At 41.1% G+C, this 25,399-nt stretch carries 27 protein-coding genes, 1 riboswitch and 1 other annotated feature; of the genes, 12 read left to right on the top strand and 15 right to left on the bottom strand.

Translation table 11 applies throughout. The annotated features are described in order from the left end of the window. Window positions 1-49: 49 nt before the first annotated feature. The 5 genes from CS060_RS04140 to pckA all read right to left on the bottom strand — a co-directional run bounded on the left by CS060_RS04140 (window position 50) and on the right by pckA (window position 5,195). Window positions 50-775 (bottom strand): energy-coupling factor ABC transporter ATP-binding protein, encoded by a 726-nt coding sequence (locus CS060_RS04140; protein ID WP_035048819.1) that lies wholly within the window; start codon window positions 773-775, stop codon window positions 50-52. Further along, window positions 772-1,509 (bottom strand): energy-coupling factor transporter transmembrane component T family protein, encoded by a 738-nt coding sequence (locus CS060_RS04135; RefSeq protein WP_099668712.1) that lies wholly within the window; start codon window positions 1,507-1,509, stop codon window positions 772-774. Before CS060_RS04135 ends, CS060_RS04140 begins: the two co-directional genes overlap by 4 nt. Further along, window positions 1,506-2,471, bottom strand: coding sequence for an energy-coupling factor ABC transporter permease (locus tag CS060_RS04130; RefSeq protein ID WP_035048817.1), 966 nt, complete (start codon window positions 2,469-2,471; stop codon window positions 1,506-1,508). Before CS060_RS04130 ends, CS060_RS04135 begins: the two co-directional genes overlap by 4 nt. A 51-nt stretch (window positions 2,472-2,522) precedes the next feature. After that, window positions 2,523-3,494: an N-acetylmuramoyl-L-alanine amidase gene (locus tag CS060_RS04125; RefSeq protein WP_035048815.1), complete on the bottom strand. Its 972-nt coding sequence runs from the start codon at window positions 3,492-3,494 to the stop codon at window positions 2,523-2,525. Window positions 3,495-3,608: 114 nt separating this feature from the next. Next, complete coding sequence (gene pckA, locus CS060_RS04120; protein WP_035048814.1) at window positions 3,609-5,195, bottom strand: phosphoenolpyruvate carboxykinase (ATP); 1,587 nt, start codon at window positions 5,193-5,195, stop codon at window positions 3,609-3,611. A gap of 174 nt (window positions 5,196-5,369) precedes the next feature. Further along, window positions 5,370-5,478: riboswitch (SAM riboswitch) on the top strand. A gap of 120 nt (window positions 5,479-5,598) precedes the next feature. Here pckA and metK point away from each other — a divergent pair. Next, window positions 5,599-6,804, top strand: coding sequence for a methionine adenosyltransferase (gene metK, locus CS060_RS04115; RefSeq protein ID WP_004888955.1), 1,206 nt, complete (start codon window positions 5,599-5,601; stop codon window positions 6,802-6,804). Window positions 6,805-6,849: 45 nt separating this feature from the next. On the opposite strand, the gene CS060_RS04110 is transcribed toward metK, so the two are convergent. Next, window positions 6,850-7,368: a phosphatase PAP2 family protein gene (locus CS060_RS04110; protein WP_035048812.1), complete on the bottom strand. Its 519-nt coding sequence runs from the start codon at window positions 7,366-7,368 to the stop codon at window positions 6,850-6,852. 73 nt (window positions 7,369-7,441) lie between these two features. After that, entirely contained in the window at window positions 7,442-7,972 is a 531-nt protein-coding gene (locus tag CS060_RS04105; RefSeq protein ID WP_035048810.1) for a gamma carbonic anhydrase, read from the bottom strand. Between the two features lie 82 nt (window positions 7,973-8,054). Between CS060_RS04105 and CS060_RS04100 the strand changes: the two genes are divergently transcribed. Continuing rightward, entirely contained in the window at window positions 8,055-8,873 is an 819-nt protein-coding gene (locus CS060_RS04100) for an alpha/beta hydrolase (RefSeq protein ID WP_035048809.1), read from the top strand. Further along, on the top strand, window positions 8,848-9,918 hold the full coding sequence (gene tbcS / locus CS060_RS04095) for a tetraprenyl-beta-curcumene synthase (protein ID WP_035048806.1): 1,071 nt from the start codon (window positions 8,848-8,850) through the stop codon (window positions 9,916-9,918). Before CS060_RS04100 ends, tbcS begins: the two co-directional genes overlap by 26 nt. A 140-nt stretch (window positions 9,919-10,058) precedes the next feature. Here tbcS and CS060_RS04090 read toward each other — a convergent pair whose 3' ends face one another. From CS060_RS04090 to mnmL, 3 genes are all read right to left on the bottom strand, one after another. Beyond that, window positions 10,059-10,769, bottom strand: coding sequence for a L,D-transpeptidase family protein (locus tag CS060_RS04090; protein WP_082180291.1), 711 nt, complete (start codon window positions 10,767-10,769; stop codon window positions 10,059-10,061). A gap of 93 nt (window positions 10,770-10,862) precedes the next feature. Continuing rightward, window positions 10,863-11,435, bottom strand: a complete 573-nt coding sequence (gene mnmM, locus CS060_RS04085; protein ID WP_035048846.1) for a tRNA 5-(aminomethyl)-2-thiouridylate-methyltransferase MnmM — start codon at window positions 11,433-11,435, stop codon at window positions 10,863-10,865. After that, window positions 11,435-12,385, bottom strand: coding sequence for a tRNA modification radical SAM protein MnmL/YtqA (gene mnmL, locus CS060_RS04080; protein WP_035048804.1), 951 nt, complete (start codon window positions 12,383-12,385; stop codon window positions 11,435-11,437). The genes mnmM and mnmL overlap by 1 nt, the downstream gene beginning before the upstream one ends. Window positions 12,386-12,509: 124 nt before the next feature. On the opposite strand from mnmL, the gene CS060_RS04075 reads away from it, so the two are divergent. Both CS060_RS04075 and CS060_RS14065 read left to right on the top strand, forming a co-directional pair. Continuing rightward, window positions 12,510-12,773, top strand: a complete 264-nt coding sequence (locus tag CS060_RS04075; RefSeq protein WP_003397789.1) for a YtzC family protein — start codon at window positions 12,510-12,512, stop codon at window positions 12,771-12,773. Window positions 12,774-12,783: 10 nt separating this feature from the next. Further along, complete coding sequence (locus CS060_RS14065) at window positions 12,784-12,924, top strand: hypothetical protein (RefSeq protein WP_006320695.1); 141 nt, start codon at window positions 12,784-12,786, stop codon at window positions 12,922-12,924. Between the two features lie 36 nt (window positions 12,925-12,960). Here CS060_RS14065 and CS060_RS04070 read toward each other — a convergent pair whose 3' ends face one another. Together CS060_RS04070 and CS060_RS04065 are read right to left on the bottom strand one after the other, a co-directional pair. Then, a complete protein-coding gene (locus tag CS060_RS04070; protein WP_099668709.1) occupies window positions 12,961-13,737 on the bottom strand; it encodes a hypothetical protein in 777 nt (258 codons plus the stop codon). 23 nt (window positions 13,738-13,760) lie between these two features. Beyond that, window positions 13,761-14,264 (bottom strand): hypothetical protein, encoded by a 504-nt coding sequence (locus CS060_RS04065; RefSeq protein WP_035048803.1) that lies wholly within the window; start codon window positions 14,262-14,264, stop codon window positions 13,761-13,763. A 191-nt stretch (window positions 14,265-14,455) separates the two neighbouring features. After that, window positions 14,456-14,668, top strand: a binding site (T-box leader). 62 nt (window positions 14,669-14,730) lie between these two features. Between CS060_RS04065 and leuS the strand changes: the two genes are divergently transcribed. Then, the gene (leuS, locus tag CS060_RS04060) at window positions 14,731-17,148 is read left to right on the top strand and encodes a leucine--tRNA ligase (RefSeq protein ID WP_099668708.1); all 2,418 of its coding nucleotides are present in this window, start codon (window positions 14,731-14,733) and stop codon (window positions 17,146-17,148) included. A 58-nt stretch (window positions 17,149-17,206) separates the two neighbouring features. Continuing rightward, window positions 17,207-17,503 (top strand): rhodanese-like domain-containing protein, encoded by a 297-nt coding sequence (locus CS060_RS04055; protein WP_035048802.1) that lies wholly within the window; start codon window positions 17,207-17,209, stop codon window positions 17,501-17,503. A gap of 35 nt (window positions 17,504-17,538) precedes the next feature. Here the strand turns inward: CS060_RS04055 and CS060_RS04050 are convergent, their stop codons facing one another. Then, the gene (locus CS060_RS04050) at window positions 17,539-18,804 is read right to left on the bottom strand and encodes a BaiN/RdsA family NAD(P)/FAD-dependent oxidoreductase (RefSeq protein ID WP_035048844.1); all 1,266 of its coding nucleotides are present in this window, start codon (window positions 18,802-18,804) and stop codon (window positions 17,539-17,541) included. Between the two features lie 100 nt (window positions 18,805-18,904). On the opposite strand from CS060_RS04050, the gene CS060_RS04045 reads away from it, so the two are divergent. Beyond that, entirely contained in the window at window positions 18,905-20,533 is a 1,629-nt protein-coding gene (locus CS060_RS04045) for a putative polysaccharide biosynthesis protein (RefSeq protein WP_099668707.1), read from the top strand. 14 nt (window positions 20,534-20,547) lie between these two features. Here CS060_RS04045 and CS060_RS04040 read toward each other — a convergent pair whose 3' ends face one another. Beyond that, a complete protein-coding gene (locus CS060_RS04040) occupies window positions 20,548-20,808 on the bottom strand; it encodes a hypothetical protein (protein WP_082180290.1) in 261 nt (86 codons plus the stop codon). 106 nt (window positions 20,809-20,914) lie between these two features. On the opposite strand from CS060_RS04040, the gene CS060_RS04035 reads away from it, so the two are divergent. Beyond that, on the top strand, window positions 20,915-21,637 hold the full coding sequence (locus tag CS060_RS04035; RefSeq protein WP_082180289.1) for a pseudouridine synthase: 723 nt from the start codon (window positions 20,915-20,917) through the stop codon (window positions 21,635-21,637). 38 nt (window positions 21,638-21,675) lie between these two features. Here the strand turns inward: CS060_RS04035 and CS060_RS04030 are convergent, their stop codons facing one another. Further along, window positions 21,676-21,897 carry a DeoR family transcriptional regulator gene (locus CS060_RS04030; RefSeq protein WP_012574138.1) on the bottom strand — a complete coding sequence of 74 codons (222 nt, stop codon included), beginning with the start codon at window positions 21,895-21,897 and terminating at the stop codon, window positions 21,676-21,678. A gap of 173 nt (window positions 21,898-22,070) precedes the next feature. Between CS060_RS04030 and pepV the strand changes: the two genes are divergently transcribed. From pepV to thpR, 3 genes are all read left to right on the top strand, one after another. Further along, window positions 22,071-23,474 carry a dipeptidase PepV gene (gene pepV / locus CS060_RS04025; protein WP_035048798.1) on the top strand — a complete coding sequence of 468 codons (1,404 nt, stop codon included), beginning with the start codon at window positions 22,071-22,073 and terminating at the stop codon, window positions 23,472-23,474. An 86-nt stretch (window positions 23,475-23,560) separates the two neighbouring features. After that, window positions 23,561-24,712, top strand: coding sequence for an MFS transporter (locus CS060_RS04020; protein ID WP_035048794.1), 1,152 nt, complete (start codon window positions 23,561-23,563; stop codon window positions 24,710-24,712). Window positions 24,713-24,745: 33 nt separating this feature from the next. Further along, the gene (thpR, locus tag CS060_RS04015; RefSeq protein ID WP_099668706.1) at window positions 24,746-25,276 is read left to right on the top strand and encodes an RNA 2',3'-cyclic phosphodiesterase; all 531 of its coding nucleotides are present in this window, start codon (window positions 24,746-24,748) and stop codon (window positions 25,274-25,276) included. Window positions 25,277-25,399 lie beyond the last annotated feature (123 nt).

Genomic DNA, 25,399 nt, shown 5'->3' with positions numbered 1-25,399 from the left:
GCTTTTTTGTTTTTAGAATAAAAATAAGACGTGAGCAATCACCCACGCCTTATTTTCTCCCTTGTAGCATAAGAGGAAGCTCCAAATGATGCTCGCGTAAAAACGGTTCATTCGTTAATACGTCTTCCGTTGGCCCGTCATATACGATCGTTCCGTTTGCAAGTACGATCGTTCGCTCGCAACATTCAAATACGAAGTCGAGATCATGTGTTGTTACAATTTTTGTATGTGGCAACGATTGCACGAGATGAATGAGCGTTCGCCGCGCTTTCGGATCTAACGCGGCCGTTGGCTCGTCCATCAGCAATATTTTCGGTTCCATTGCAAGCACAGTAGCTAAAGTGACAAGCCGCTTTTCCCCCTCTGATAGACGATAAGGTGGTCGATCTGCTAAATGTACAGCACCGACAGTTTTTAAAGCATTTGTCACCTGTTGTTTCACTTCATTTTCATTCATGTCGTCATTGCGAAGCGCAAATGCAACATCGTCGTAGACGGTCGGCATAAATAATTGATCGTCTGCTTGTTGAAATGTAAAGCCAACAATCCGACGAATATGTCGTAACGTTTGTTTTGACATGCGCATATTGTCAATGACAATGCATCCACTTTGGGGTGTATATAATCCGACGAGCAGTTTTAATAACGTTGATTTTCCTGCACCGTTTGCTCCAATGATGCCGATACATTCTCCATCTTGAACTGAGAAGGAAATATTGCGAATCGCTTCATGACCGTCTGAGTATGAGTAGTAAATATTTGAAACATGTATCATATGACCACCAACCGATAAACGATGAACAACATAACCGTTACATATGTGTATATCATCTCTTTCATTGTCCATCGTTTTATTTTTATATGCATACGTTGAATAGAAAAGCGACGCAAGGTCATCGCTTCATACACGCGTTCGGCACGTTCAAATGTTCGCAACAACAAGTGCCCAACGAGTGATCCCCAAACAGATAACTGGATGGCGCGGTGGTGTGGGGCCCGCAACATGTACGCCTGACGAAGTCGTTTTGCTTCCTCTAAAAATAAAAAAATGTATCGATATGTCAAAAGTAATTGAACAACGAGAAAGCGCGGGATGCGCAACGAAAGAAGCGCTCCTGCGAGTTGTTCGATCGGTGTTGTTAAAAGTAAAACGGTTGCTGCAAGAATGGCAAGTGTATTTTTAACAACCAAAGTGGCCAATGCGAGCCAACCGGCTTCGATGTGCCAATGTAAGAAAGATATGCGTTCATTGATAAAAAACAACTGCGAACCGCCTATGACTATGATAAATGGCAACGAGGCGAGCAGTACATTTTTTATATGACGAACAGAAAGACGATAAAAAACGATCATAGTGATCGGGTAAAGCGATAACGGCATCATTTCAATAAAAGCATATGAATGAAACGAGGCAACGACGAAGATGTATGTAAACGTTATAATAAGCATGCTTAGCGGATGGACATCATGTCGTTGCGTTTGAGTGCTTGATGTATGTGCATCGATCACGCTTCTTTTCTCCACTTTTTAATGATATACGGCGCCATGATTGCTATGGCTACGATGAATGTACCAAAGATGCCAGAAATGCTTGTCCCAAGATCGAGCCAACCGATCGATACATTGCCGCTTTTTAAGTTGTAATCAGGTAGCAAGGAGAGCGATTGTTGAAGACGCTCAAGCATTGTATGAAGTGTTGTTGTTACATGCAGTTCATCCGTCCCTGCGGTGTGAAAAATGGACCATTCTAGCCCATCTGGTTTGGATGAAGCGATCGATGAGAAAATGCCCCCGATTGTTAAAGCGAGTAAACCGAGTGTACCAATAAGGCGATTCATCGGTGTATCTGTTGTTGTCAAAAGCTCCGGCTTTGCTTTTATCACAAATGAAATGACAGCAGCTGTGGCCATTCCTTCAACAATGCCGATAGCTAAATGGATCGGCTGCATGAATAATGTAAAAGTAGTAAATGGAAGTTCGACTTTTCCAGACAACAACGTTTGAACGACAACGCTAAATGCTCCGAGTTGCAATCCGACGACGGCAGCGATGATGGAGGCAAACCATATGTTTGTTCGGCGAATAAGTCGCTTATACAACGGATAGGCGATAAAACATGTGTAAAAGCCAAGATTAAACACATTGCATCCGAACGCTAACAGTCCACCATCTGCAAAAAAGAGCGCTTGAATAAATAAAACGACGGTTAACGTTAAAAATGCTGCGTGCGGACCTAACAAAGCAGCAAGTAACAGTCCACCACCTAAATGTCCGCTTGATCCTGTACCAGGAATCGCAAAGTTTATCATTTGCGCGGCAAATACAAATGCTCCAAGCACCCCCATAAGTGGTAGCTTTTTTTCATCTGTTTCGATGTTTAATTTTTTTAATGAGTAGCTTGCCACACTTGCCGTAACCCCCCACATCGCCAGTCCTACCGCAGGTGAAATGAGAGCATCTGACATATGCATAACAAATATCCCCCCTTATGTTTTATTATAGGGGAGATGTATGATTGAAAGCTATTTCATTTTTTCTTTTAGTTTACTTATTATATAATTTTTCGTTTTTTCGTCATAAACACCTTTTTTATTTCCGCCTAAAAACATAAGATTGACTCGCTTCACGGCATCTAACGTTTTTTGACCAAATATCCCATCTTCTGCCCCACATTTAAAATCGATCGTATTTAGCGCTTGTTGTAAGATGCGAACGTCTTCGCCACGATCACCATATTGCAATACTTTATTCGGAAGTTTATTGATCAGTTGTTCAATTGGATTTTGTTGCTTCGGTGTTCGATTAGATGGTTGTGATGGGGGCTTCACTTCTTCTTTTTTTATTAGTTTTTCAATGATTATTTGTTGACCGGGCTGTAATGCTCTTGGATCAATATGTGGGTTTAGGCGTAATAACGTTTTGACACTTACTCCTGTTTTTTGACTAATTGACCATAGCGTATCTCCTCGTTCGACGGTATACAGTTTGACTTCTTCTTTCATTTCGATGTTTTCTTTTTCTGTTAATACTTGCGCATAGTTAAAACAAGGACATTGTTTCCATTCATATCCTTTAAGCTCGTTATGTCCTTTTACATCTTTATAGTTTGGCAAAATGTTTACAAGCGTTTTGTATAACGTTCTCAATGATTGTTTTTGTTCATCCGTCGGTTGTTGTGTGCGAAAATCGCCTGTTAAACAAATGCCGATGCAATAAGTGTTATGGTTGCCGACATGGTAGCTAATCGCTTCTAAGTCGTTGCAAAAATGAATCGTTCCGTCTTGTTCAATGACAAAATGGTATCCGATCCCGGGCCATCCTTTGCTTACATGATAATTGGCAAACGCAAATGCGGAGCCTGTTTTCGTCAAGCTATGATGAATAATGATGTGCGTTTTTTGTTCAAGTGTTGTTTTTTTGTATGGCTGTCCAGAACGAGTAGGTAAAAGATGGCGTATATCTTTTAATTGGGGGAGAGCAAATAGTTCATTCATTTTTTAGCCTCCTTTTGTTCGTTTCTATATACTACTATATGTTTCATAGCGAAAATGGTTTGTACGAAACAATAAAAAAAGAAAAAAGCCGCCGAAACAGGCAGCTTTTGTTGTTTATGCGATTGGCCCACCGAGTTTTTCGATGCGTGGATCAACGTTTTTGAATTTCTTGAAGTTTTCACGAAACTTCGCCGCAAGTTCTTTTGCTTTTTGGTCATATGCTTCTTGATCTGCCCATGTGCTTTTTGGCAGCAATACTTCGTCCGGTACACCTGGGACGTGAAGCGGAATATGCAGACCGAAAATCGGGTCTTGAACGGTTTCTACGTTGTTTAATTCTCCTTCTAACGCCGCTTTCACCATCGCACGTGTATACGATAGCTTCATTCGTTCACCAACACCGTATCCGCCCCCCGTCCAACCAGTGTTCACTAAAAATACTTGAACGTCGTGAGCGTCAATTTTTTGACCGAGCATGTCTGCATAGCGCGTTGCAGGAAGTGGTAAAAACGGTGAACCGAAGCATGTGGAGAACGTTGCTTCAGGAGCTGTGACCCCGCGCTCTGTACCCGCTAATTTGCTCGTATAGCCGCTTAAAAAATGATACATCGCTTGTTCTTTTGTTAATTTACTAATTGGTGGCAATACACCAAATGCATCTGCTGTTAAAAAGACGATCGTATGTGGATGGCCAGCAACGCTTGGCTGAACGATATTATCCATCGCTTCAAGCGGATATGCTGCGCGTGTATTTTCAGTTAACGTCGCATCGTCATAGTTTGGTATGCGTGTGTCCGGGTCAATCATGACGTTTTCTAATACGGAACCGAAGCGAATCGCATCAAAAATTTGTGGCTCTTTTTCACGTGATAAGTTAATGCACTTCGCATAACATCCGCCTTCAATATTAAAGACACCGTTGTTTGACCAACCGTGCTCGTCATCGCCAATTAACCGACGGTTTGGATCAGCAGAAAGCGTTGTTTTCCCTGTGCCTGATAAACCAAAAAAGAGCGCGACATCGCCTTCTTGACCTACGTTTGCTGAGCAGTGCATCGGGAAGATTCCTTGCTCTGGCAATAAAAAGTTCATGACAGAGAAAATCGATTTTTTCATTTCCCCTGCATATTCTGTTCCACCAATTAGCACAGTGCGACGTTCAAACGAGATGATAATAAACGTTTCTGAACGCGTGCCGTCAACGGCTGGATCGGCTTTAAACGTTGGAGCGGAAATGACTGTAAATTGTGGCTCATGCGCCTGTAATTCTTCCGCTGTTGGACGAATGAACAATTGATGGGCAAATAAGTTATGCCAAGCAAATTCGTTGACAACTTGAATCGGCAAACGATAAGCTGGATCCGCGCCTGCAAAGCCATGAAATACAAACAATTCTTCTTTTGTCATTAAATAATCAATTACTTTGTTGTAAAGTTTATCAAATACTTCTTCGGAAATTGGTTGATTGACAGTTCCCCAATCAATTTTATGTTTCACGGACGGCTCTTCGACAATATATTTATCTTTCGGGGAGCGACCTGTATATTTTCCTGTTGTTGCACAAATCGCCCCTGATAAAGTAAGGATGCCTTCTTTGCGAGTTAATACTTTCTCTACTAGTCGTGGTACAGATAAGTTATGAAAAACCCCATCCCTTTGTAAGAGTGTTGATAATTTGTTTGTCAGTTCAATGGAATTCATTGGACAAAACCTACCTTTGTTTGATTTATCTTTATGTAAAAAGTATAACACATTTTAATAAATAGTCCATACTAATTCGTGTATTTTTCTTGAATTTATTTTCAAAATCATTACAGTAGAAAAAACGTTGACTCGCTTACGATACATGTGATATGATGCTGAGATGAACGGATACTCTTATCCCGAGTTGGTGGAGGGAGACAGGCCCGATGAAACCCAGCAACCGTCACGCATGTGAAAAGGTGCTAACCTGTGGCAAGGGAACGCCCTTGAACGATAAGAGTGAAAGGCGCAGACAAATGCAAAAACCTTTCCTCTGAGGGAAAGGTTTTTTTCACGATAGACCATAATAAGAGGGATGAGTACCGTATCACTTGTCATTATATTGAGGAGGAATGTTTGAATGCCTAAACGTCGTCTGTTTACATCTGAATCTGTAACGGAAGGGCATCCGGATAAAATTTGTGACCAAATTTCCGATGCGATTTTAGATGCGATTTTAGCGAATGATCCAAATGCCCGTGTTGCGTGCGAAACGAGCGTAACAACAGGACTTGTTTTAGTAAGCGGAGAAATTACGACATCTACATATGTAGATATTCCGAAAATTGTCCGTGAAACGATTCGCGAAATTGGCTATACGCGTGCAAAATACGGTTTCGACGCAGATACGTGCGCAGTATTAACATCAATTGATGAACAATCCCCAGATATCGCGATGGGTGTTGACAAAGCGTTGGAAGCTCGTGAAGGACAAATGACAGATGAAGAAATCGAAGCGATCGGTGCAGGAGACCAAGGATTAATGTTTGGTTTCGCGTGCAACGAAACGAAAGAGCTTATGCCGCTTCCAATTTCCCTTGCTCATAAACTCGCACGTCGTTTAGCTGAAGTGCGTAAAGAAGATATCTTACCTTATTTACGTCCGGACGGAAAAACGCAAGTGACAGTTGAGTATGATGAAAACGGCAAACCTGTACGCATTGATACGATCGTTGTTTCAACACAACATCATCCAGAAATCACACAAGACCAAATTGTACGCAACATTAAGGAGCATGTCATTCAACCTGTTGTTCCAGCGGAGTTGATTGATGAGAACACAAAATATTTCATTAACCCAACAGGTCGTTTCGTCATCGGTGGCCCACAAGGTGACGCAGGGTTAACAGGACGCAAAATCATCGTTGACACGTACGGTGGTTATGCTCGTCACGGCGGTGGGGCGTTCTCAGGAAAAGACCCAACGAAAGTAGACCGCTCAGCAGCATATGCGGCTCGTTACGTAGCGAAAAACATTGTCGCAGCAGGTCTTGCGGATAAATGTGAAGTGCAATTAGCATATGCAATCGGTGTAGCACAACCTGTATCGATCTCAATTGATACGTTCGGCACAGGCAAAGTATCTGAGGATGTATTAATTGAAGTGGTGCGCAACAACTTCGATCTTCGCCCAGCAGGCATTATTAAAATGCTTGACCTTCGCCGCCCAATTTACAAACAAACAGCTGCTTACGGTCACTTTGGTCGCACAGATATTGATCTTCCTTGGGAGCGTACTGATAAAGCGGAAGCGTTAAAACAACAAGCGTTACAGTTGGCGAAGTAAGGAAAAAAGGGAGAGTTACAAGATGTAGCTCTCCTTTCCTATTTTTTAAGTAAGAACAGAAAATGAAGCGATGCCAACTAATGTACCGAGCATACAACCAGCAAGCACATCAGACGGATAATGAAGCCCTAAATAAATGCGCGAAATAGCCACGCTACATGCGATCGGCAAGAGCCAGATTGTTAATGCCGGGGCGTATAGTAAAAATGGGACGATGACAGAAAATGTTGCAGTCGTATGTCCTGATGGAAATGAATGGTCAGTTAACGGGTTTTTTGTTACTTTCGTTTTATGCAGCGAAATATAAGGTCGTTTGCGAGGATACATTTTTTTCATCATTGCGACAGGAATATGGCTAAGTGCTAAGGCGATCGCACTTGCAATAGCAGTATCGCGCCATTCATCACGCAATAACCAAATGGTTAGCATAACCGCTGTAATTGAAAATGTTGCGCCACCAACGTGTGTAATCGAACGAAAATAGGCGTTTAGCCATTTCCGGTCAAAATAGCGATTAATGCTGTAAAACAACTTGCATTCCCATTCGTACCATTTTCGTAACATAAGCAAATCCCCCTGCTTTTATGATAAAATACATATGTTAAGTAAATAATAAAACAATGTAAAAATACCACGCTTATTTGTCGCGTGGTTTGTTTACTTGAAGTGATTTATAATATTGTCCTTTTTCGACATACTCACGGCGAATGCGTGCCATTTCACGCTCATCTTCTTCAGTTAATTCACGAATCACTTTCGTAGGGCGACCGAATGCAAGTGTGCGTGGCGGGATTTTTTTCCCTTGTGGCACAAGACTGCCAGCGCCGATAAAAGCCCCTTCACCAATTTCAGCGCCGTCTAAAACAATGGAACCCATACCGATGAGCGCTCCTTTTCTAATGATGGCACTATGTAAAATGACTTGATGGCCAACGGTGACATCATCTTCAATGATAAGTGGATTGTTTGGACTTTGATGAAGGACAGAGTTGTCTTGAATATTTACACGGTTGCCGATGATCGTTGGTGCAACATCTCCACGAATGACCGTGTTAAACCAAACGCTCGTTTCCTCTCCGATTGTTACATCGCCTGTAATGGTAACGTAATCTGCAATGAAAGCGGAAGGTGCGATGTTTGGTGTATGTTCTTTATAAGGATAAATCATTTCACTCGTCCCTTTCGTTTCGATTTGTTATATTTAGTGTACAAATTTTTCGGCTATTCGTAAATATAGAGGGGGGAAGTATATGTGGAAATGGGAAGGAGAAAACGCGAAAGGAACGATCGTGATCGTTCACGGTGCAGCTGAACACCATGGTCGGTACAAATGGCTTATTGAAATGTTTCGCATGCGCGGTTTTCATGTTGTTGCAGGAGATTTACCGGGGCAAGGAACGACATCACGCAGTCGAAGAGGACATATTGATTCCTTTGACGAATATATTGAAGCAGTCGCAAGCTGGGTGCATGAAGCAAGCGTGTATGAACAACCGATTTTTTTACTCGGTCACAGCATGGGCGGGCTTGTTGTCATTCGTACATTGCAAGAAAAGCGTCTTCCTGTGCGTGGTGTCATTTTATCTTCTCCATGTTTAGGGCTCGTTCACTATCCGTCCAAAGCACTTGAAATCGCCTCACGCATTTTAAATGTCATTCATCCGAAAAAGCGATTTCCGTCGGGGCTAACGGTAGAGATGGCTACCCGAAACGAAGAAGTGCGCGAGATGGATAAAAATGATTCATTATATGTGACAAAAGTGTCTGTTCGTTGGTATCGCGAGTTAGTCAAAGCCATTCGTATTGCTCATGAGAAAATTGCAGATTTACCAGACATTCCGATGCTTGTTATGCAGGCGGGAGATGATAAAATTGTCGATAAAAGCGCAGTGAAATCATGGTTTGATCAGTTGACGGTAAGTGAAAAAGTGTATAAAGAATGGCCAAAACTATATCACGAGATTTTTAACGAACTTGAACGTGAACAAGTATTTTTATATGCCCATACGTTTTTGACGTTGCAACTGCAAAGAGGTGAGCTTATTGAGCGTTCCAACAAATCCGTTTAGTCTCATGCGAGCTGTGTATCGTCGCGTTTTTCCGCTTGTTCACCGCGAACTAGCTGTTTGGAAAAAAAGAGCAGAAGGTATTCCGGATGAAGAATTGCGCAAACAAGCGTTAGCGAGCATCGCAACAAAAACGTTTCATTGCGAGGGAGGCGCGATTTTATCTTTGCTTGCAGGAAAAGAAATGGAGCGATGCATTCGTTTTATCGTTGCTTATCAAACGATTAGCGATTACCTCGATAATTTATGTGATCGCAGCACATCGCTTGATCCGACTGACTTTCGTGCATTGCACGATTCAATGATCCATGCGTTAACTATCGGGGCAAAAAAAGAGGCATATTATCGCTATCGTGCGGAACAAGATGACGGTGGCTATTTGCATGCCCTTGTCGATACGTGTCAAGAAATGTTGGAAGGAGTTCAACATTATGAAGTGATCGCTCCATTTTTACATGAACTTGCATCATATTATTGTGACTTACAAGTACATAAACATGTAAAAAAAGAAGAGCGCATTCCGCGCTTGAAGCAATGGTTCGCTAAACATGAAGCATCGTTGCCGAAAATGGAGTGGTACGAATTTTCCGCTTGTTCTGGTTCAACGCTCGGTATCTTTTGTTTAGTTGCTTACGCCTGCAACGATGCGTTCGATCAGCTTCTTGCACAACGTGTGCGCAACAGCTATTTTCCATATGTACAAGGGCTACACATTTTGCTTGATTACTTCATTGATCAAGAGGAAGACCGACAAGGTGGAGATTTAAATTTTTGCTTTTATTATCCGAATGAGGAGACGCTATTTGCTCGTTTACGTCATTTCATTGAAGAAGCAGATCGCCATATTGCACAATTGCCACATCGTGAATTTCATCGCTTTATCCATCGTGGCTTGCTCGGATTATATTTATCAGATGAAAAAGTGCATGAGCAAGAAACCATTCGTAAGCTAGCGAAACAATTGTTGCGTTCTGGCGGCATGACATCTCACTTCTTTTACTGGAACGGTCGAATGTATCGAAAATGGCAAAGATGGATGTATGCGTGAGAAGATGAGAGACGGACACCTTCTCATTTTTACCCCCCTATGCCATTTATGTTAGGGGGGAAGCTATAACTATCTTAGAGTCAAGGCTTTCGTCTAGCTGGAGTTCAAGTCACTGCAAAACAATACATGATATGTCCAAACTATTTAAGCATTTGTAACTTTTCTTTTTTTGTACTGATTACGATGATCGGATTCTTTTTTTGATCGAGAGCTTTCATTATTTTTAATACATTGGTTTCAGATGTAGCAATACAACCAAGTGTATGTCCGGATTTTTTGTTCCAAATATGTATAAAAATAGCACTACCTTTTCCTTTTACAACAGGTTCATCGTTATAACGAATAACAATAGCATGCTTATAGAGAGGATGAGCTAATCGTTCAAACGATTTCCAACGTTTTTTGGGGTTCCTGCGATAATAGATCCAGCGGTTATAGTCCGGTGATGAAGGATCATCGACCCAATAGTCGTACTTTGTTGCTTGGCGATAGGGTATTTTTAATGATGCTGGTTTTTTACCTGTCCCAAATGCAGTACCGATTGGGAAGACACCAGAAGGAGTTTTTCCGTCGCCTTCTTTTTTGTTTTTAGTCATCCCATTTTTCCCAATAACAACGGGGATATCGGGAAATACTTTTTTCCAAACTCCTTTTTCTTTCTCATAAAAAGCGAGTATTCCACTCTTTACGTTTTCATTATCAGTTGTGACGACGATTACTTGTTCATTACCCTTGAGATTGTTGAGTTTTTTATACCATTCGTTTTCTTCGGGCGACAAATTGGCAAGGGCTGGAGTTGATAAACTAGCTATGAACAATAAGCCAAGTAGTAACGGAAAAATATTGCGCATAAGCCTCTCCCCACCTTAATGAATGTTTGTTGCTCTGAATTTATATTTCATATATTAACATATTTTTATCCAAATGTGTTGTTTATTCGAATTTTACCTCTTCTCAATCGCAACAATAAACGGTGGATGATTGATTTGATTTATAAATTCGTATCGTACGACGTGTGCACGCTGTTGATCGATTGTTGAAACGTATTGCAAAAGGGCATCACGTTCGATTGCTCCTTCGGGATGACCGTGGTAAATGACGAGAACGATGATTCCTTCAGGAGCCATGATTTCAAGCAATTGCTCAATGGCGGCAATCGTTGAGTTTGGCTTTGTGACAATTTGTTTATCTCCCCCGGGCAAATAACCGAGATTAAACATCGCACCGGTTATGCGTCCTTTGTATTGTGGAGGAATGTGACTAAGCAGCTCCGCGTGGCTTGCTTGTACGAGCGTGACCCATGCGTCCATATGATGTTCACGCAATCGTTTTGTCGTATTTTCAATTGCTTGTGCTTGAATGTCGAACCCGAACACATGTCCAGACGGTCCGACACGTTCAGCTAAATAAAGCGTATCGTGGCCGTTACCAACCGTTGCATCGATGACGATATCCCCCTCTTTGACCGCTAAGTCGATAAGCGAGCGCGCAAACGGTAAAATGCGCATCAGTTTCATCATCTTTCTTCCTTTCGCACATATTTTTTTCCTTGATAACTATTGCGTCGCTCCAATTCAGCATCGATGGCATTTAACACTTCCCACTTATTGACGCTCCACATCGGACCGATCATTAAATCGATAGGGCCGTCACCTGTAATGCGATGAACAATCATCTCTGGTGGCAATACTTCTAACTGATCACAAACGAGTTGAACATACTCATCGAACGTTAAAAAGTGAAGCATTCCTTTTTCATATTGTTTCACCATCGGCGTTCCTTTTAGCAAATGAAGCAAATGAATTTTAATGCCTTGCACATCTAAATGAGCGACCGTTTTTGCTGTTTCCATCATCATGTCATACGTTTCAAGCGGTAATCCGTTAATAATATGGGCACAAACACGAATACCGTGTTTGCGTAGCTTTTGTACCCCTTCTACATAGCACGAAAAGTCATGTGCGCGGTTAATTAAAGTAGCCGTTTGTTCATGAACGGTTTGCAAGCCAAGCTCGACCCATAAATACGTTCGTTCATTCAATTCGGCTAAATAGTCAACGACATCGTCAGGTAAACAATCGGGGCGTGTAGCGATTGATAAACCGACGACACCTTCTAAATGTAACACCGATTCGAATTTTTCACGCAAGACGTCAACGGGGGCATGCGTATTTGTGAACGCTTGAAAATAGGCGATGTATTTGCCATCTTTCCATTTCGTATGCATTTTTTCTTTAATCGTATGAAATTGCGTTACTAAGTCGTCCATTCGTCTACCTGCAAAATCACCAGAACCAGCTGCGCTACAAAATGTGCAACCGCCATACGCGACGGTGCCATCACGATTCGGACAATCAAATCCTGCATCAAGCGACACTTTAAACACTTTTTCACCGAACGTTTGGCGTAAATGATAATTCCACGTATGGTATCGTTTCTTGTCGTTCGTATATGGAAAAGGATTCATATTTATCACCTCACATCATTTTAGCATTGTAGCACGTTTCAAGCGAGAAACTCAACGGTGCTGTGATAAATGACAAGAAAATGTACAAACTATAAAGCGATACGAAAGAAAGGAAGGGATGCGTATGGCAACAAGACAGTCGATGGATGAATTTTTGCAGCATTGTGAAGATGTGCTTCGCTATGCAAAAGAGCAATATACAGAAGCAAGCAAGCTTGAACATTATAACGATACAGAATATGTAAAAGCCCAGCAAATGCTCGAACATGCCGTGACCGATTTGGCGCATTTTTCGTTAAGCTGTAACGCCCAACAGCGCGAGCAATTGCATCGCATGCGCCTGCAGCTTGAACAATTACAAAACGATATGATTTTACTTCGTCACTAGGAGGAAAACGATGAAAAAACGTTCGAAACAAAACAATCCAGAACAAAAAACGTTGCATGCGAAAGATTTCGGTGATCCGGTAAAAGAAGTGAAACAAAGGAATGCGAAAAAAGGGCAAGAAGCAAAAGCGGAATATCATAATGAAACGTAATTTCCCCACTCGGACATGCTCCGGGTGGGGGATAGTTTAGTTTTGCTTCAAAATGTCATCTAGTTTTTCTTTGGTAAGGTTTGTCATCCCGTAAAAAACGGGATCGATATATGTGCTTGATGCTTTTCCTGCTAATTCATATTCAATTTTTGGTGTAACAATATAAAAGTGAGCGTTTTGTTCTGCCTTTTCAGCAAGAGTAAAATACATATTTATTGTTTCGTTTGGACTTACACTCCGTTTTTCTGATTTATCGTTTATTTTTACATCTTTTGTCTGTAAATAAGTGTTTTCTACAGTTACACCCTTTATTTGAATCGTATGGTTTGAAATGTTTTTCAGCTTTGCTTGAAAAAATTGCGTATTTGGATAAGCTGTCACATACTCATTTTGTGGAGTAAATATTCCTTTCTCGTCTACAGCTAATTTGATTTGACCGATCGGGAATGTCTCTTTATATTTTTGATCAAATATGAGAGTTATTTTAGATAGTATCGCGCTACTTACTTCTTGTAAACGTAAATTTACAGCGATATTAAATAATTGAAAGTCTTTATATTTATCACCTTCGATAAGATCATATTGCATGTCCTCGATTGCGTGTGAGATTTCGGGAAAATCGATAGATGTCACGTTTGTTAGAGGGCTGTCACTTAATAAAATGAAATTAAGAACGAAAGGATCATCTTTTTTGGCTACATATACACCGTCCCATTTCCCGAAAACAATAAATCCTTTTATGTGTTCCGACTGGCATCCGAGAATAAGAAAACTGACAAGTGTACAGAAAATGAGAAAAGATTTTTTAATCATAAGCACTACTACCCTTCTTTAGCTTAGTTTTTGTAAACTACCTTTAAATAATGAGTTGAAGTTGGCTCGTATGCGTCATGGTGGGAGGTTGTTTCTTGACCAAATTTATCTTTTACTACTTTTACATAGTATTTATTAAAATCACCAAATAATCCAAGCTTTGAGTATTTATTTTTATCTGCAGGAATTTGAATAGCTACAGAATAAGATTTGCTTTTCGACCAACTTAAGTTAAGTTGGTTTTTAATAGCTTCAGTGATATCAAAGGTTGCTCCACCTGTAATTTGTAACGTAGTTGTAGTAGTTTCTGACCATACATAGCGGTCAGAATAGGCCCATGCTGAGGTTAAATAAGTTTGAAACTTTTCAGTAACAAGAGAAGGCCCACTAATTTTTGTAACTTTATATGTTGCTTCACCACAAACGACACAATCTGAGTCATCTCCTTGGGGTTTCTGAGCCAATGAAGAGATTGGGGATATAAAAACAAGAATGAAAAATAAAAAGAATAGGTGTAAATTTTTCATTATTTATCCTTCCTTTCTAAAATTTATTATAAAACATCTTGATTATAAAAAAAGTAATAAAAAGTAAATGAAATTTCGAATTTTTCATTTATATGAAAATTTGTTATATTTTTTAGTTATGAAACAACACTTAAATACACTTGCAACGAGGGTGTAAATTTTTTAAAATAATGTGTATAATGAAATAATGGAAAATGACGGTGAAAAGGAGTAGTAGTAAACAAATGGCATGCAGAGAGTTGACGGGTGGTGCGAGTCAACCGAAGTTTGTTTACGAACTCGCCTTGGAGTCGCGTATGCGAATGAAGTAGCATGCGCCGTGAATCTGCGTTAATGATGAAAGTGAGTGCACGATTCGTGCGCTAACAAGGGTGGTACCGCGGGAGAATCCTCTCGTCCCTTTTTGGGATGAGAGGTTTTTTGTTTTTCATTTTTGTTAAAAATGGATTAAAAGGAGGTTTGTCACGTGAGTTTTAATCATCGTGAAATCGAAAAAAAATGGCAAAAGTATTGGGAAGAAAATAAAACGTTCAAAACGACAGAAGACGACGGAAAGCGAAAGTTTTATGCGCTTGACATGTTCCCATATCCATCAGGGGCGGGATTGCACGTCGGTCATCCAGAAGGATACACAGCAACGGACATTTTAGCGCGCATGAAGCGCATGCAAGGATATAACGTATTGCATCCGATGGGGTGGGATGCGTTCGGATTGCCAGCCGAGCAATATGCGCTCGATACAGGAAATGATCCAGCTGAATTTACAGAAAAAAATATTAACAACTTCCGCCGTCAAATTAAATCGCTCGGTTTTTCATATGACTGGGATCGCGAAGTGAATACAACTGATCCGAACTATTACAAATGGACACAATGGATTTTCTTAAAGCTATATGAAAAAGGATTAGCGTACATGGATGAAGTGCCGGTCAACTGGTGCCCAGCATTAGGGACGGTATTAGCGAATGAAGAAGTGATCGATGGAAAAAGCGAGCGCGGGGGACACCCAGTCATTCGTAAGCCGATGAAACAATGGATGCTTCGCATTACAGCATATGCGGACCGTTTACTTGAAGATTTAGAAGAATTAGACTGGCCTGAAAGCATAAAAGAAATGCAACGCAACTGGATCGGCCGTTCAGAAGGAGCAAATATTCATTTTCAAGTTGATGGACATGATGAAACGTTTACGGTGTTTACAACGCGTCCAGATACGTTATTTGGAGCCACTTATGCCGTGCTTGCCCCTGAACATCCGCTCGTTGAAAAAATTACAACACCTGAGCAAAAAGAAGCGGTTGAAGCTTATTTAAAACAAATTCAAAGCAAAAGCGATCTTGAGCGCACCGATTTAGCGAAAGAAAAAACAGGTGTATTTACGGGAGCATATGCGATCAACCCAGCCAATGGGGAAAAATTGCCGATTTGGATCGCTGATTACGTGCTAATGAGCTACGGTACAGGCGCCATCATGGCGGTACCAGCGCATGATGAGCGAGATTATGAATTTGCGAAAAAATTCAATTTGCCGATCAAACAAGTCGTTGCCGGTGGCGACATTTCAAAAGAAGCGTACACAGGCGACGGGGAACATGTGAACTCTGATTTCTTAAACGGTTTAAATAAAGAAGAAGCAACGAAAAAAATGATCGAATGGCTAGAGGCCAACGGAAAAGGAGAGAAAAAAGTTTCGTATCGCCTTCGCGATTGGTTATTTAGCCGCCAACGTTATTGGGGCGAACCGATTCCGATTATCCATTGGGAAGACGGAACGATGACACCAGTGCCAGAAGAAGAATTGCCACTTGTATTGCCGAAGACAGATGAAATTAAACCGTCAGGCACAGGAGAGTCTCCACTAGCAAACATCGAAGAGTGGGTGAACGTTGTTGACCCGAAAACAGGCAAAAAAGGTCGCCGCGAAACGAATACGATGCCACAGTGGGCAGGAAGCTGCTGGTATTACTTGCGTTACATCGATCCGCATAACGATAAACAATTAGCCGATCCTGAAAAACTAGAAAAATGGCTACCTGTTGACATCTATATTGGTGGGGCAGAACATGCCGTATTACACTTACTATACGCGCGTTTTTGGCATAAGTTTTTATACGATATTGGCGTTGTGCCGACAAAAGAGCCATTCCAAAAGCTATTCAACCAAGGGATGATTCTTGGGGAAAACAATGAAAAAATGAGCAAATCAAAAGGAAATGTCGTCAACCCAGACGATATTGTTGAAAGTCATGGGGCGGACACATTACGTTTATACGAAATGTTTATGGGTCCTTTAGAAGCATCGATTGCATGGTCGACAAAGGGGCTTGACGGTGCACGTCGCTTTTTAGATCGTGTATGGCGCTTATTTGTTGAAGAAAACGGTGAATTAAATCCAAAAATCGTTGACAATCCAGAAACAGATACGCTTGAGCGCGTATATCATCAAACAGTGAAAAAAGTAACAGAAGATTACGAAGCGCTTCGTTTCAATACAGCGATTTCACAGTTAATGGTGTTTATTAACGAAGCATATAAAGCGCCTATATTACCGAAAGTGTATATGGAAGGATTCGTGAAGTTATTGTCGCCAGTTTGTCCTCATATTGCTGAGGAATTATGGGAGAAGCTTGGACATAACAATACGATTGCATACGAGGCTTGGCCAGCATATGATGAAGCGAAATTAGTTGAAGATGAAGTTGAAATCGTCATTCAAGTAAACGGAAAAGTGCGTGCGAAATTACACGTTCCTGCAGATGCAACGAAAGAGCAACTTGAGCAATTGGCAATGGAGGACGAAAAAATTAAAGAACAAATTGAAGGAAAAACGGTGCGTAAAGTGATCGCTGTACCAGGAAAATTAGTGAACATTGTTGCAAATTAATGTACAAAGCCTCTCGCACATGTGGCGGGGGGCTTTCGCTAAAGAAAGGAAGAGATTGATGAAAGAAATGACAGCCGCTCAATTAAAACAAATAATGCAAACGGGAGAGCGTGTCCATATCATTGATGTACGCGAAGATGAGGAAGTCGCCTTCGGAATGATTCCATCAGCGATACATATAAAAATGGGAGATATTCCAGAAAGAATGAACGAGCTAGACAAAAATGAAACGTATATCATTATTTGTCGTTCTGGTGTTCGTAGTGAGCATGTGTGTCGTTATTTAGAGGCGCATGGGTATGATGTTTGTAACGTCATTGATGGCATGCTTGGCTGGGATGGAGAACTTGTATAATGGAAGAAGCCAATAAGATCGCTTGATCGACGATCTTATTGGTTTGCATAAATGGCAGCATGCATACCTGCAAGCCGACCGGTCACGAGCGCTGCAGTAATATTATAACCGCCTGTGTAACCGTGAATATCTAAAATTTCTCCACAAAAATATAAACCTTTCATAAGTTTAGATGCCATTTCTTTCGGATGTACTTCTTTGACAGATACTCCCCCGCCTGTGACGAACGCTTTTTCAAGCGGCAACGTGCCATGTACCGAAAAAGAAAATTTTTTAAATAAGGAAACAAACGTCCTCATTTTGTCATGGCTTAACGTGCTTGCGACCGTATGTGGATCAATTGTTGCTTGCTCGAGTAAAAACAATACATACCGCTCTGGGAGAGAAATCGTGGCTTTAACAATAGTTTTTATCGTTTTTTTCGGCTCTTCTTTCATGGTGCGTATGATTTGCTGAAATAGCATCTCCTCTTTTTCATCTGGTAACGCATCAATCGCCATGGTAACAGAAGACTGTTTTTTTAACTGTTTCACAACAAATTGGCTACATCGTAATGCCGCTGGTCCTGAAATACCGAAATGTGTAAAAATCATATCCATTCGATGTGTGACGATTGGTTTTCCTTTTTCGTTTAATACGCTTAATGCCACATCGCGCAATGATAGTCCCTGTAACGTCCGATTTTGAATGAATGGTTCATGTGAAAGAATAGGAACTTCCGTTGGAAATAGTTCTGTAATTGTATGTCCCGCTTTTTTCGCCCACGCATAACCGTCACCTGTCGAGCCGGTATGTGGTACAGATTTTCCTCCAACGGCAACAACGACTGCTTTCGTTCGGATCATCTCCCCTGTTTGCAGCGTTACGCCATACACTGCTCCATCTTTATATTCAATGTCTTTTACTGGGGTATGAACGCGAATGTCAACGCGCAATCGTTTTAACTCGCGAAGAAGGGCTTGTACGACAGATTGCGCACTATCGCTCACCGGGAACATACGACCGTGGTCTTCTTCTTTTAACGGAACACCGAGGCGTTCAAAAAAATGAATAATATCTTCATTATTGAACATCGAAAATGCGCCATATAAAAAACGACCGTTCCCTGGAATGTGTTGAATAAGTTCATCGATAGGTTTTCGGTTCGTTACATTGCAACGACCACCGCCTGAAATCGCTAATTTTCGACCGAGCTTGTCCCCTTTATCAAGAAGGAGTACACGTTTACTTCGTTCCCCAGCAGCGATGGCTGCCATTAGTCCTGACGGTCCTCCGCCGATGACTATAACATCATATGTCATCACTTTCACGTCCTTTCTGTTATGATTATAATGATTTTATGTAAAAGAAAAAAGTGTGCTAAAATAAGTGAAGCAATGAATCCGTTAAGGAAGGGATAACATGTCATCGTCGAAGTTATTGCGAGGAACATTTATTTTAACAGGGGGCGTATTTTTATCCCGTATATTGGGACTTATATACGTTTTCCCGTTTTATCAACTTGTTGGTAAACAAGGAGGAGCTCTTTATTCGTATGGATACGTTCCATATACGTTGTTTATTAGTATTGCAACAATGGGGGTACCACTTGCCGTATCTAAGTTTGTGTCGAAATACAATGCGCTTGAGGAATATGCCGTTGGGCGAAAATTGTTTCGTTCAGGGATTATGTTAATGGCCATCACTGGTTTTCTCGCTTGGCTCATTTTATATATGAGTGCGCCACTATTAGCCCCATTTGTCGTGAATGATGATGGTCACGGCAATTCCATTGCTGATGTCACTTCTGTCATTCGCGCAGTCAGTTTTGCTTTATTGCTTGTGCCGATGATGAGTTTAATTCGCGGGTTCTTTCAAGGGCATGAGTCAATGGGGCCAACAGCGCTTTCGCAAGTTGTGGAACAACTTGTACGCATCGTCTTTTTGCTCGCGGGTAGTTATATCGTCCTGCGCATTTTCGATGGTTCGCTTGTGACGGCTATTCAAGTGGCAACGTTTGCGGCATTTATTGGTGCAGTAGGGGGACTAGCTGTTTTATTTATGTATTGGTTTAAGCGGAAATCGTTTTTAGATGAATTATTAAAACAAGATCGCGGCACGATCCATATGTCATTAACAGATATGTATAAAGAATTGATCGCTTATGCGGCGCCTTTTGCTTTTGTTGGCTTAGCGATGCCATTATATCAATTGATTGACCAATTTACGTTTAATAAAGCGATGGCAAGTATCGGGCTCGGTGCGATTTCTGAGGACGCATACGGTATTTTTAACGTATGGGCGCAAAAACTCGTCATTATTCCGGTCACGTTAGCAACGTCGTTTAGCTTAACGCTTATCCCGACGATTACAAAGGCGTATGTGCAAGGAGAAAGCAAGCAACTAAAAAAATATTTAAATGATACGTTTCAAGTCGTCATGTTTATAACGTTACCTGCGGTCATCGGTATGGCACTTTTATCCGAATATGTATATGCTGCTTTTTATAGCTACGATCCACTAGGAACAGAAGTGTTGCGTGCATATGCTCCAACGGCTATTTTCTTTGCCCTATTTTCTGTGACGGCAGCTATTTTGCAAGGAATTAATAAACAAAAATTTACTGTAATTAGTTTAACGATCGGACTTTTGTTTAAATTATTTTTTAACTATATACTGATTGTCTCGTTTGAAACGATGGGAGCTATTTTAGCGACGACGATCGGGTATGCTTTATCGGTTGCGTTAAACTTATGGGTTATTCAACGTTACACAAATTATCGTTATCATTTTGTCGCCAAGCGTGTATTGTTTATGGGGATTTTGACGACAATGATGTGCGCAGTCGTTTGGCCAATTGTAAAGCTTATGGATCGTTTCTTTCATTACAATGGTAGCATGATCCAATCGGTGATTATTGTTGCAGCTGGTGGTGGAATCGGGGCAGCCGTTTATTTTTATTTAAGTGAACGCTCGAACTTGTTGTACGCGTTATTTGGAAACCGTTTTTCATTTTTAAGAAGAAAAAAAGAAAAGAAGGCTTTGTCATAGCCTTCTTCTTTCTATTAGAAGTCGCTGCTGAATGGGAATCCGAGCTGGCGCTCAACGCGTTGGAGACGTCGGTTTAAATTGTTAATTTGTTGTTGTTGACGTTCTGTTATGCGCTCAAGGCGATCAACGCGGCGTTCAAGGGAACCACTTGGGAAATTTGGTGTACCCGGAAATCCTGGAGTACCCGGAAATCCACTAGGGAATCCTGGTGTAAACGGAGAGCCTCCGTAATAAGGCATGCCCGGCATTTGTTGTTGCTGTTGGCGTTCGTCCATTTGGAAAACTCCTTTCGCTTTAATTGTTACGTAGGCAGTATATGTGATAGTTGGTATTGGTGTATGGACGAACGCCTAAAAATGAAAAACATTTGGAGGGATTTTAGTGCTGCGAATTGATAAACTGTTAGCAAACATGGGATATGGAACGAGAAAAGAAGTGAAAAAATTATTGAAATCAGGCGTTGTTAAAGTCGATGGAACGATCGTTAAAGATGCAAAAATACATGTCGATCCAAAAACACAAGTTGTTACTGTATGGGAAGAAGAGGTGGAGTATAAACCATTTATTTATTTAATGATGAATAAGCCAAAAGGGGTCATTTCAGCAACGGAAGATGCGGTGGAAGAAACGGTTGTTGACTTGTTAGAAGAGGAAGATCGGATTTTCGATCCATTTCCTGTCGGACGGCTTGACAAAGATACGGAAGGGCTATTGTTGTTAACAAATGATGGACAACTTGCCCATCAACTGTTGTCACCAAAAAAGCATGTCCCGAAAACATATGAAGCAATTATTGACGGTGAAGTCACAGAAGGAGATGTTGCTGCATTTCAACGCGGTGTTGTGCTCGATGATGGATACGAAACAAAGCCGGCAGATCTTGTGATCATCCGTTCGGGTTTGCGTTCAGACGTACGAATTACAATTACAGAAGGAAAGTTTCATCAAATTAAACGAATGTTTCAAGCGGTCGGTAAACGTGTCATTTACTTAAAGCGCATACAAATGGGGCCGATCCCGCTTGATGAAACGTTAGAACCGGGAGAGTATCGGGAATTGACAGATGAAGAAATTGCTTTATTAAAAGGAGAAGACAAAAAATAGGAACCTGCACCGCTCAGGTTCCGTCTATATACATTTCATTATGACGACATCTTCACTCTTTTTTTAGTTGTTGTCCATTTACCTTTGCTAGGGCTGTGAATTAAGTCGTTGTATGCTAACACGTTTAAATCCCGCTGAATCGTTCGTGGAGTAATGCCGAATTCGTCCACGAGCTCTTGCGTTGTCACTGTCCCTCTCTCATTAATGAACATGTAGACGGACTTAATACGGGTTAGCATGCGATCGGTAGATGGTTTCAAATGATCACTCCCTATCGTCACATCATTCGCATGGTACAACAAAGATGAAAAACTAGATGTCTCACTATTTATTTTACACGAAAGCATAAGAAAAATGCTATAAATTTGCCGAATTTTACACAATATTTACACAATTAATACCATATTTTTCTTAAGGAAAGGTGAAAGTGACGATGAGTATGAACTGGATGGAAGAAGTGAAGAAGCGAGAAAAAGCACTTTTGCAAGATTTACAAACATTTTTGCGCATTCCAAGTGTACGCAATGAACAAACAGCAACAGAAGAAGCCCCGCTAGGAAAAGAAGTGTATGAAGCACTTTGTTACATGTTGAAACGTGGGGAAGAAGAAGGATTTGTTGTGAAAAACGTTGATGGGTTGGCTGGACATATTGAAATGGGTCATGGAGAAGAGATGGTTGGTATTTTATGTCATGTTGACGTTGTTCCCGCTGGTGACGGTTGGACGTTTGATCCGTTTGGGGCAACGATCGTCGATGGGAAAATTTACGCACGTGGTGCATTAGATGATAAAGGGCCGACGATTGCTGCCTTTTATGCAATGAAAATTGTAAAAGAGCTTGGATTACCATTATCTAAACGCGTGCGCATGATTATTGGAACAGATGAAGAAAGCGATTGGCAATGCGTCGAACGATATTTTCAAACCGAGCCAATGCCGACGCTCGGATTTGCCCCAGATGCCGACTTTCCGATTATTTATGCTGAAAAAGGGATTACCGACTTTGATCTCATTCAACAGCCAATGAATAAACAAGCGGATGATTGTGTTCTTTTATCGTTTCAAGCTGGTCGTCGATACAATATGGTTCCAGATTTTGCAGAAGCTGTTTTGGAGTTGAAAAATCGAAAAGATATGAAAGAGCGTTTTGTTACATTTTTACAAGTACATACACTTGAAGGTGAGGCACATGTAGATGGCGAAACGATGAAGTTATGTGTTCGCGGTGTTTCTGCTCATGGTATGGAACCAAACAACGGAGTGAATGCAGGGCTATGGCTCGCGAGATTTTTAGCAGAAGAAACGCTTGACCCACAGGCAAGCGAATTTGTTCGTTTTGTTTCTCAATACTTTTATGAAGATACGCGCGGAAAGCAATTAGGGGTTGCGCATGCAAACGAGGAACTAGGAGATTTAACGATCAACGTTGGTGTTCTTTCATATACAAGTGAACATGGTGGGAAGATCGGCATTAATTTACGTTACCCTGTGACGAACGACATCGCTCATACGAAAGAGGTAATCGAGCGAGTGGCAAACCGTCATCATTTTGTGTTAACAAACTTTTCTAACTCTTCACCCCATTATGTAGCAAAAGATCATCCGCTCGTTCAAACATTGCAACGTGTTTATGAAGAACAGACGGGCGAACGTGCGTCGCTGCTTGCGATTGGTGGGGGGACATATGCGCGTTCTTTACAAGCAGGGGTAGCGTTTGGTCCGCTATTTCCGAATCGCCCAGATGTTGCGCACCAAAAAGATGAGTACATGTTTATTGATGATTTGCTTAAAGCAACAGCCATTTACGCCCAAGCAATTTATGAATTAGCAAAATGACAATTTCCAAAAATATGTTATAATGAAAAGTGCCGTCGATCATGACGGTACTTTTCGTCATTTTATATTGATATGGGGGATTTTTTGTGTATACACGTATTTTTCGCATATTTTACTTTTTGCAGTTTTTTAGTTTCGGCTCGCTTTTTCCATTATTATCTGTGTATTTAAAAGATGAAGTCGGATTATCGGGAACGGAAATCGGGATGATTATGTCGATTAGTCCGATCGTTATGATTTTTATCCAGCCAATTTGGGGAATGATAAGCGATTATACGCGTAAACCGGTTCAAGTGTTAATCGTATCTTTATTAGGTACAGCTTTTTTTGGCTTTATGTATTCGCTCGTTCATTCTTATGTATGGTTGCTTGTAATTGCCGCACTACTTGCTGTGATGCAAAGTGGTATTGTTCCGCTGTCCGATAGTATTACACTTCATTATGTGCAAAAAGCGAATGAACGATATGGATCGATTCGTTTGTGGGGAGCACTTGGATTTGCGACTGCTGTTCCAGTTGCTGGTCAAATCGCTCAGTTATTCCAGCTTCGCTTTATTTTTTACATTTTCGTTGCTTTGCTCATTATTTCGAGCGTACTTGCATGGAAGTTGCCAAGAGAGCAGTCAAGTGCAAAAGTGAACATTCGAGAAGGAATGAAAGAGTTGGTCCGCATTCCCCGGTTTCTTTTATTTTTGCTGACGACGTTTCTCGTTTTCGGTCCCATTTATGCTAATAATTTTTATTTCGGTATTTTGATTACTGATTTAGGTGGAACACTTGCAGGGGTAGGACTTGCCTTTTTATTAGCGGCTGGAAGTGAGGCGCCGTTTATGAAATTTGCTGACGGCGTTGTCCGAAAGTTTGGGATGATGAACGTGTTATTAGTTGCGACAGCTTTGTCTTGTGCTCGGTGGACATTTTACTTTTTTGAACCACCGCTAGCTATTGTATATGCAACAACAATTGTACAAGGGGCGTCCGTTGGTTTATTTATTCCGGCTGCCCTTCAATATGTTCGTGATATTACGCCTTCGCACGTGCGTACGACGGCTGTATCGCTCTATGCGACAGTTGGAAATGGGCTCGGCAGTTGGTTTTGTACATTTGTAGGAGGGTATATTTTAGAACGTTGGACGATTGAGCATGTATATTTATTTTTTGGATTGTTGACATTTGGAGGGATGGTCATTTTTGCTTGGCAGTCAAAAAAGACATTGCAACAAGTAACTGAAATTTGATAAAATTTAGAAAATTAAAAGGTGGGATGATATATGCACTATTTTTTGGCAATTTCTTTGCCGAGCGAAGTGAAAAAGCGGCTGCGTGATTTTATGTCCGAATGGAAAGCGCCATTTCGTTTGTTCGTTCATGAAGAAGATTATCATATCACACTTGCATTTTTAGGAAGGGCGACGGAAGAAGAGCGAAAACAAATTGCAGAGCGTATGCCAAAAGTAGTTCGAAAACATAAGGCATTTTCGTTGCAACTGAGCGAAGCTTATTCGTTTGGCTCTCGTATTTTATGGTATGGGGTAAAAGAAGAGTCGCGTTTATTTTCCCTTCGTCAAGATGTGTATGACGTTTGCCGGCAGATAGGTTTTTCGCTTGATTCACGACCGTTCACGCCGCATATTACGTTGGCGAAAAAATGGAACGGATCGTCTCCATTTTCACTTGAAACGTATCCGCGAAAAATGAAAGGAGAAGACGCTTACTTTTTTGTACATGACGTTGTGTTATATGAAACACATGTAAAAGAAACGCCGAAATATAAGCCACTTATGCGCTTTCCTCTTTCATAATCGGACAGGTAGTGTCAAAAAATCTATGAAAAGTCCTTTTTTAAATTCCTTTTTAAGGCATTTAAAGGGGAGGATGGGATCGGATTCGCCCTTGACCAACACTCGCCAAAGGAGAGAAACGGT

It is taken from the genome of Anoxybacillus flavithermus, from assembly GCF_002742685.1.
Classification (GTDB): domain Bacteria; phylum Bacillota; class Bacilli; order Bacillales; family Anoxybacillaceae; genus Anoxybacillus; species Anoxybacillus flavithermus_E.
Note: the sequence above shows the minus strand (reverse complement) of the source record. Positions and strands in the feature narration are given on the sequence as shown.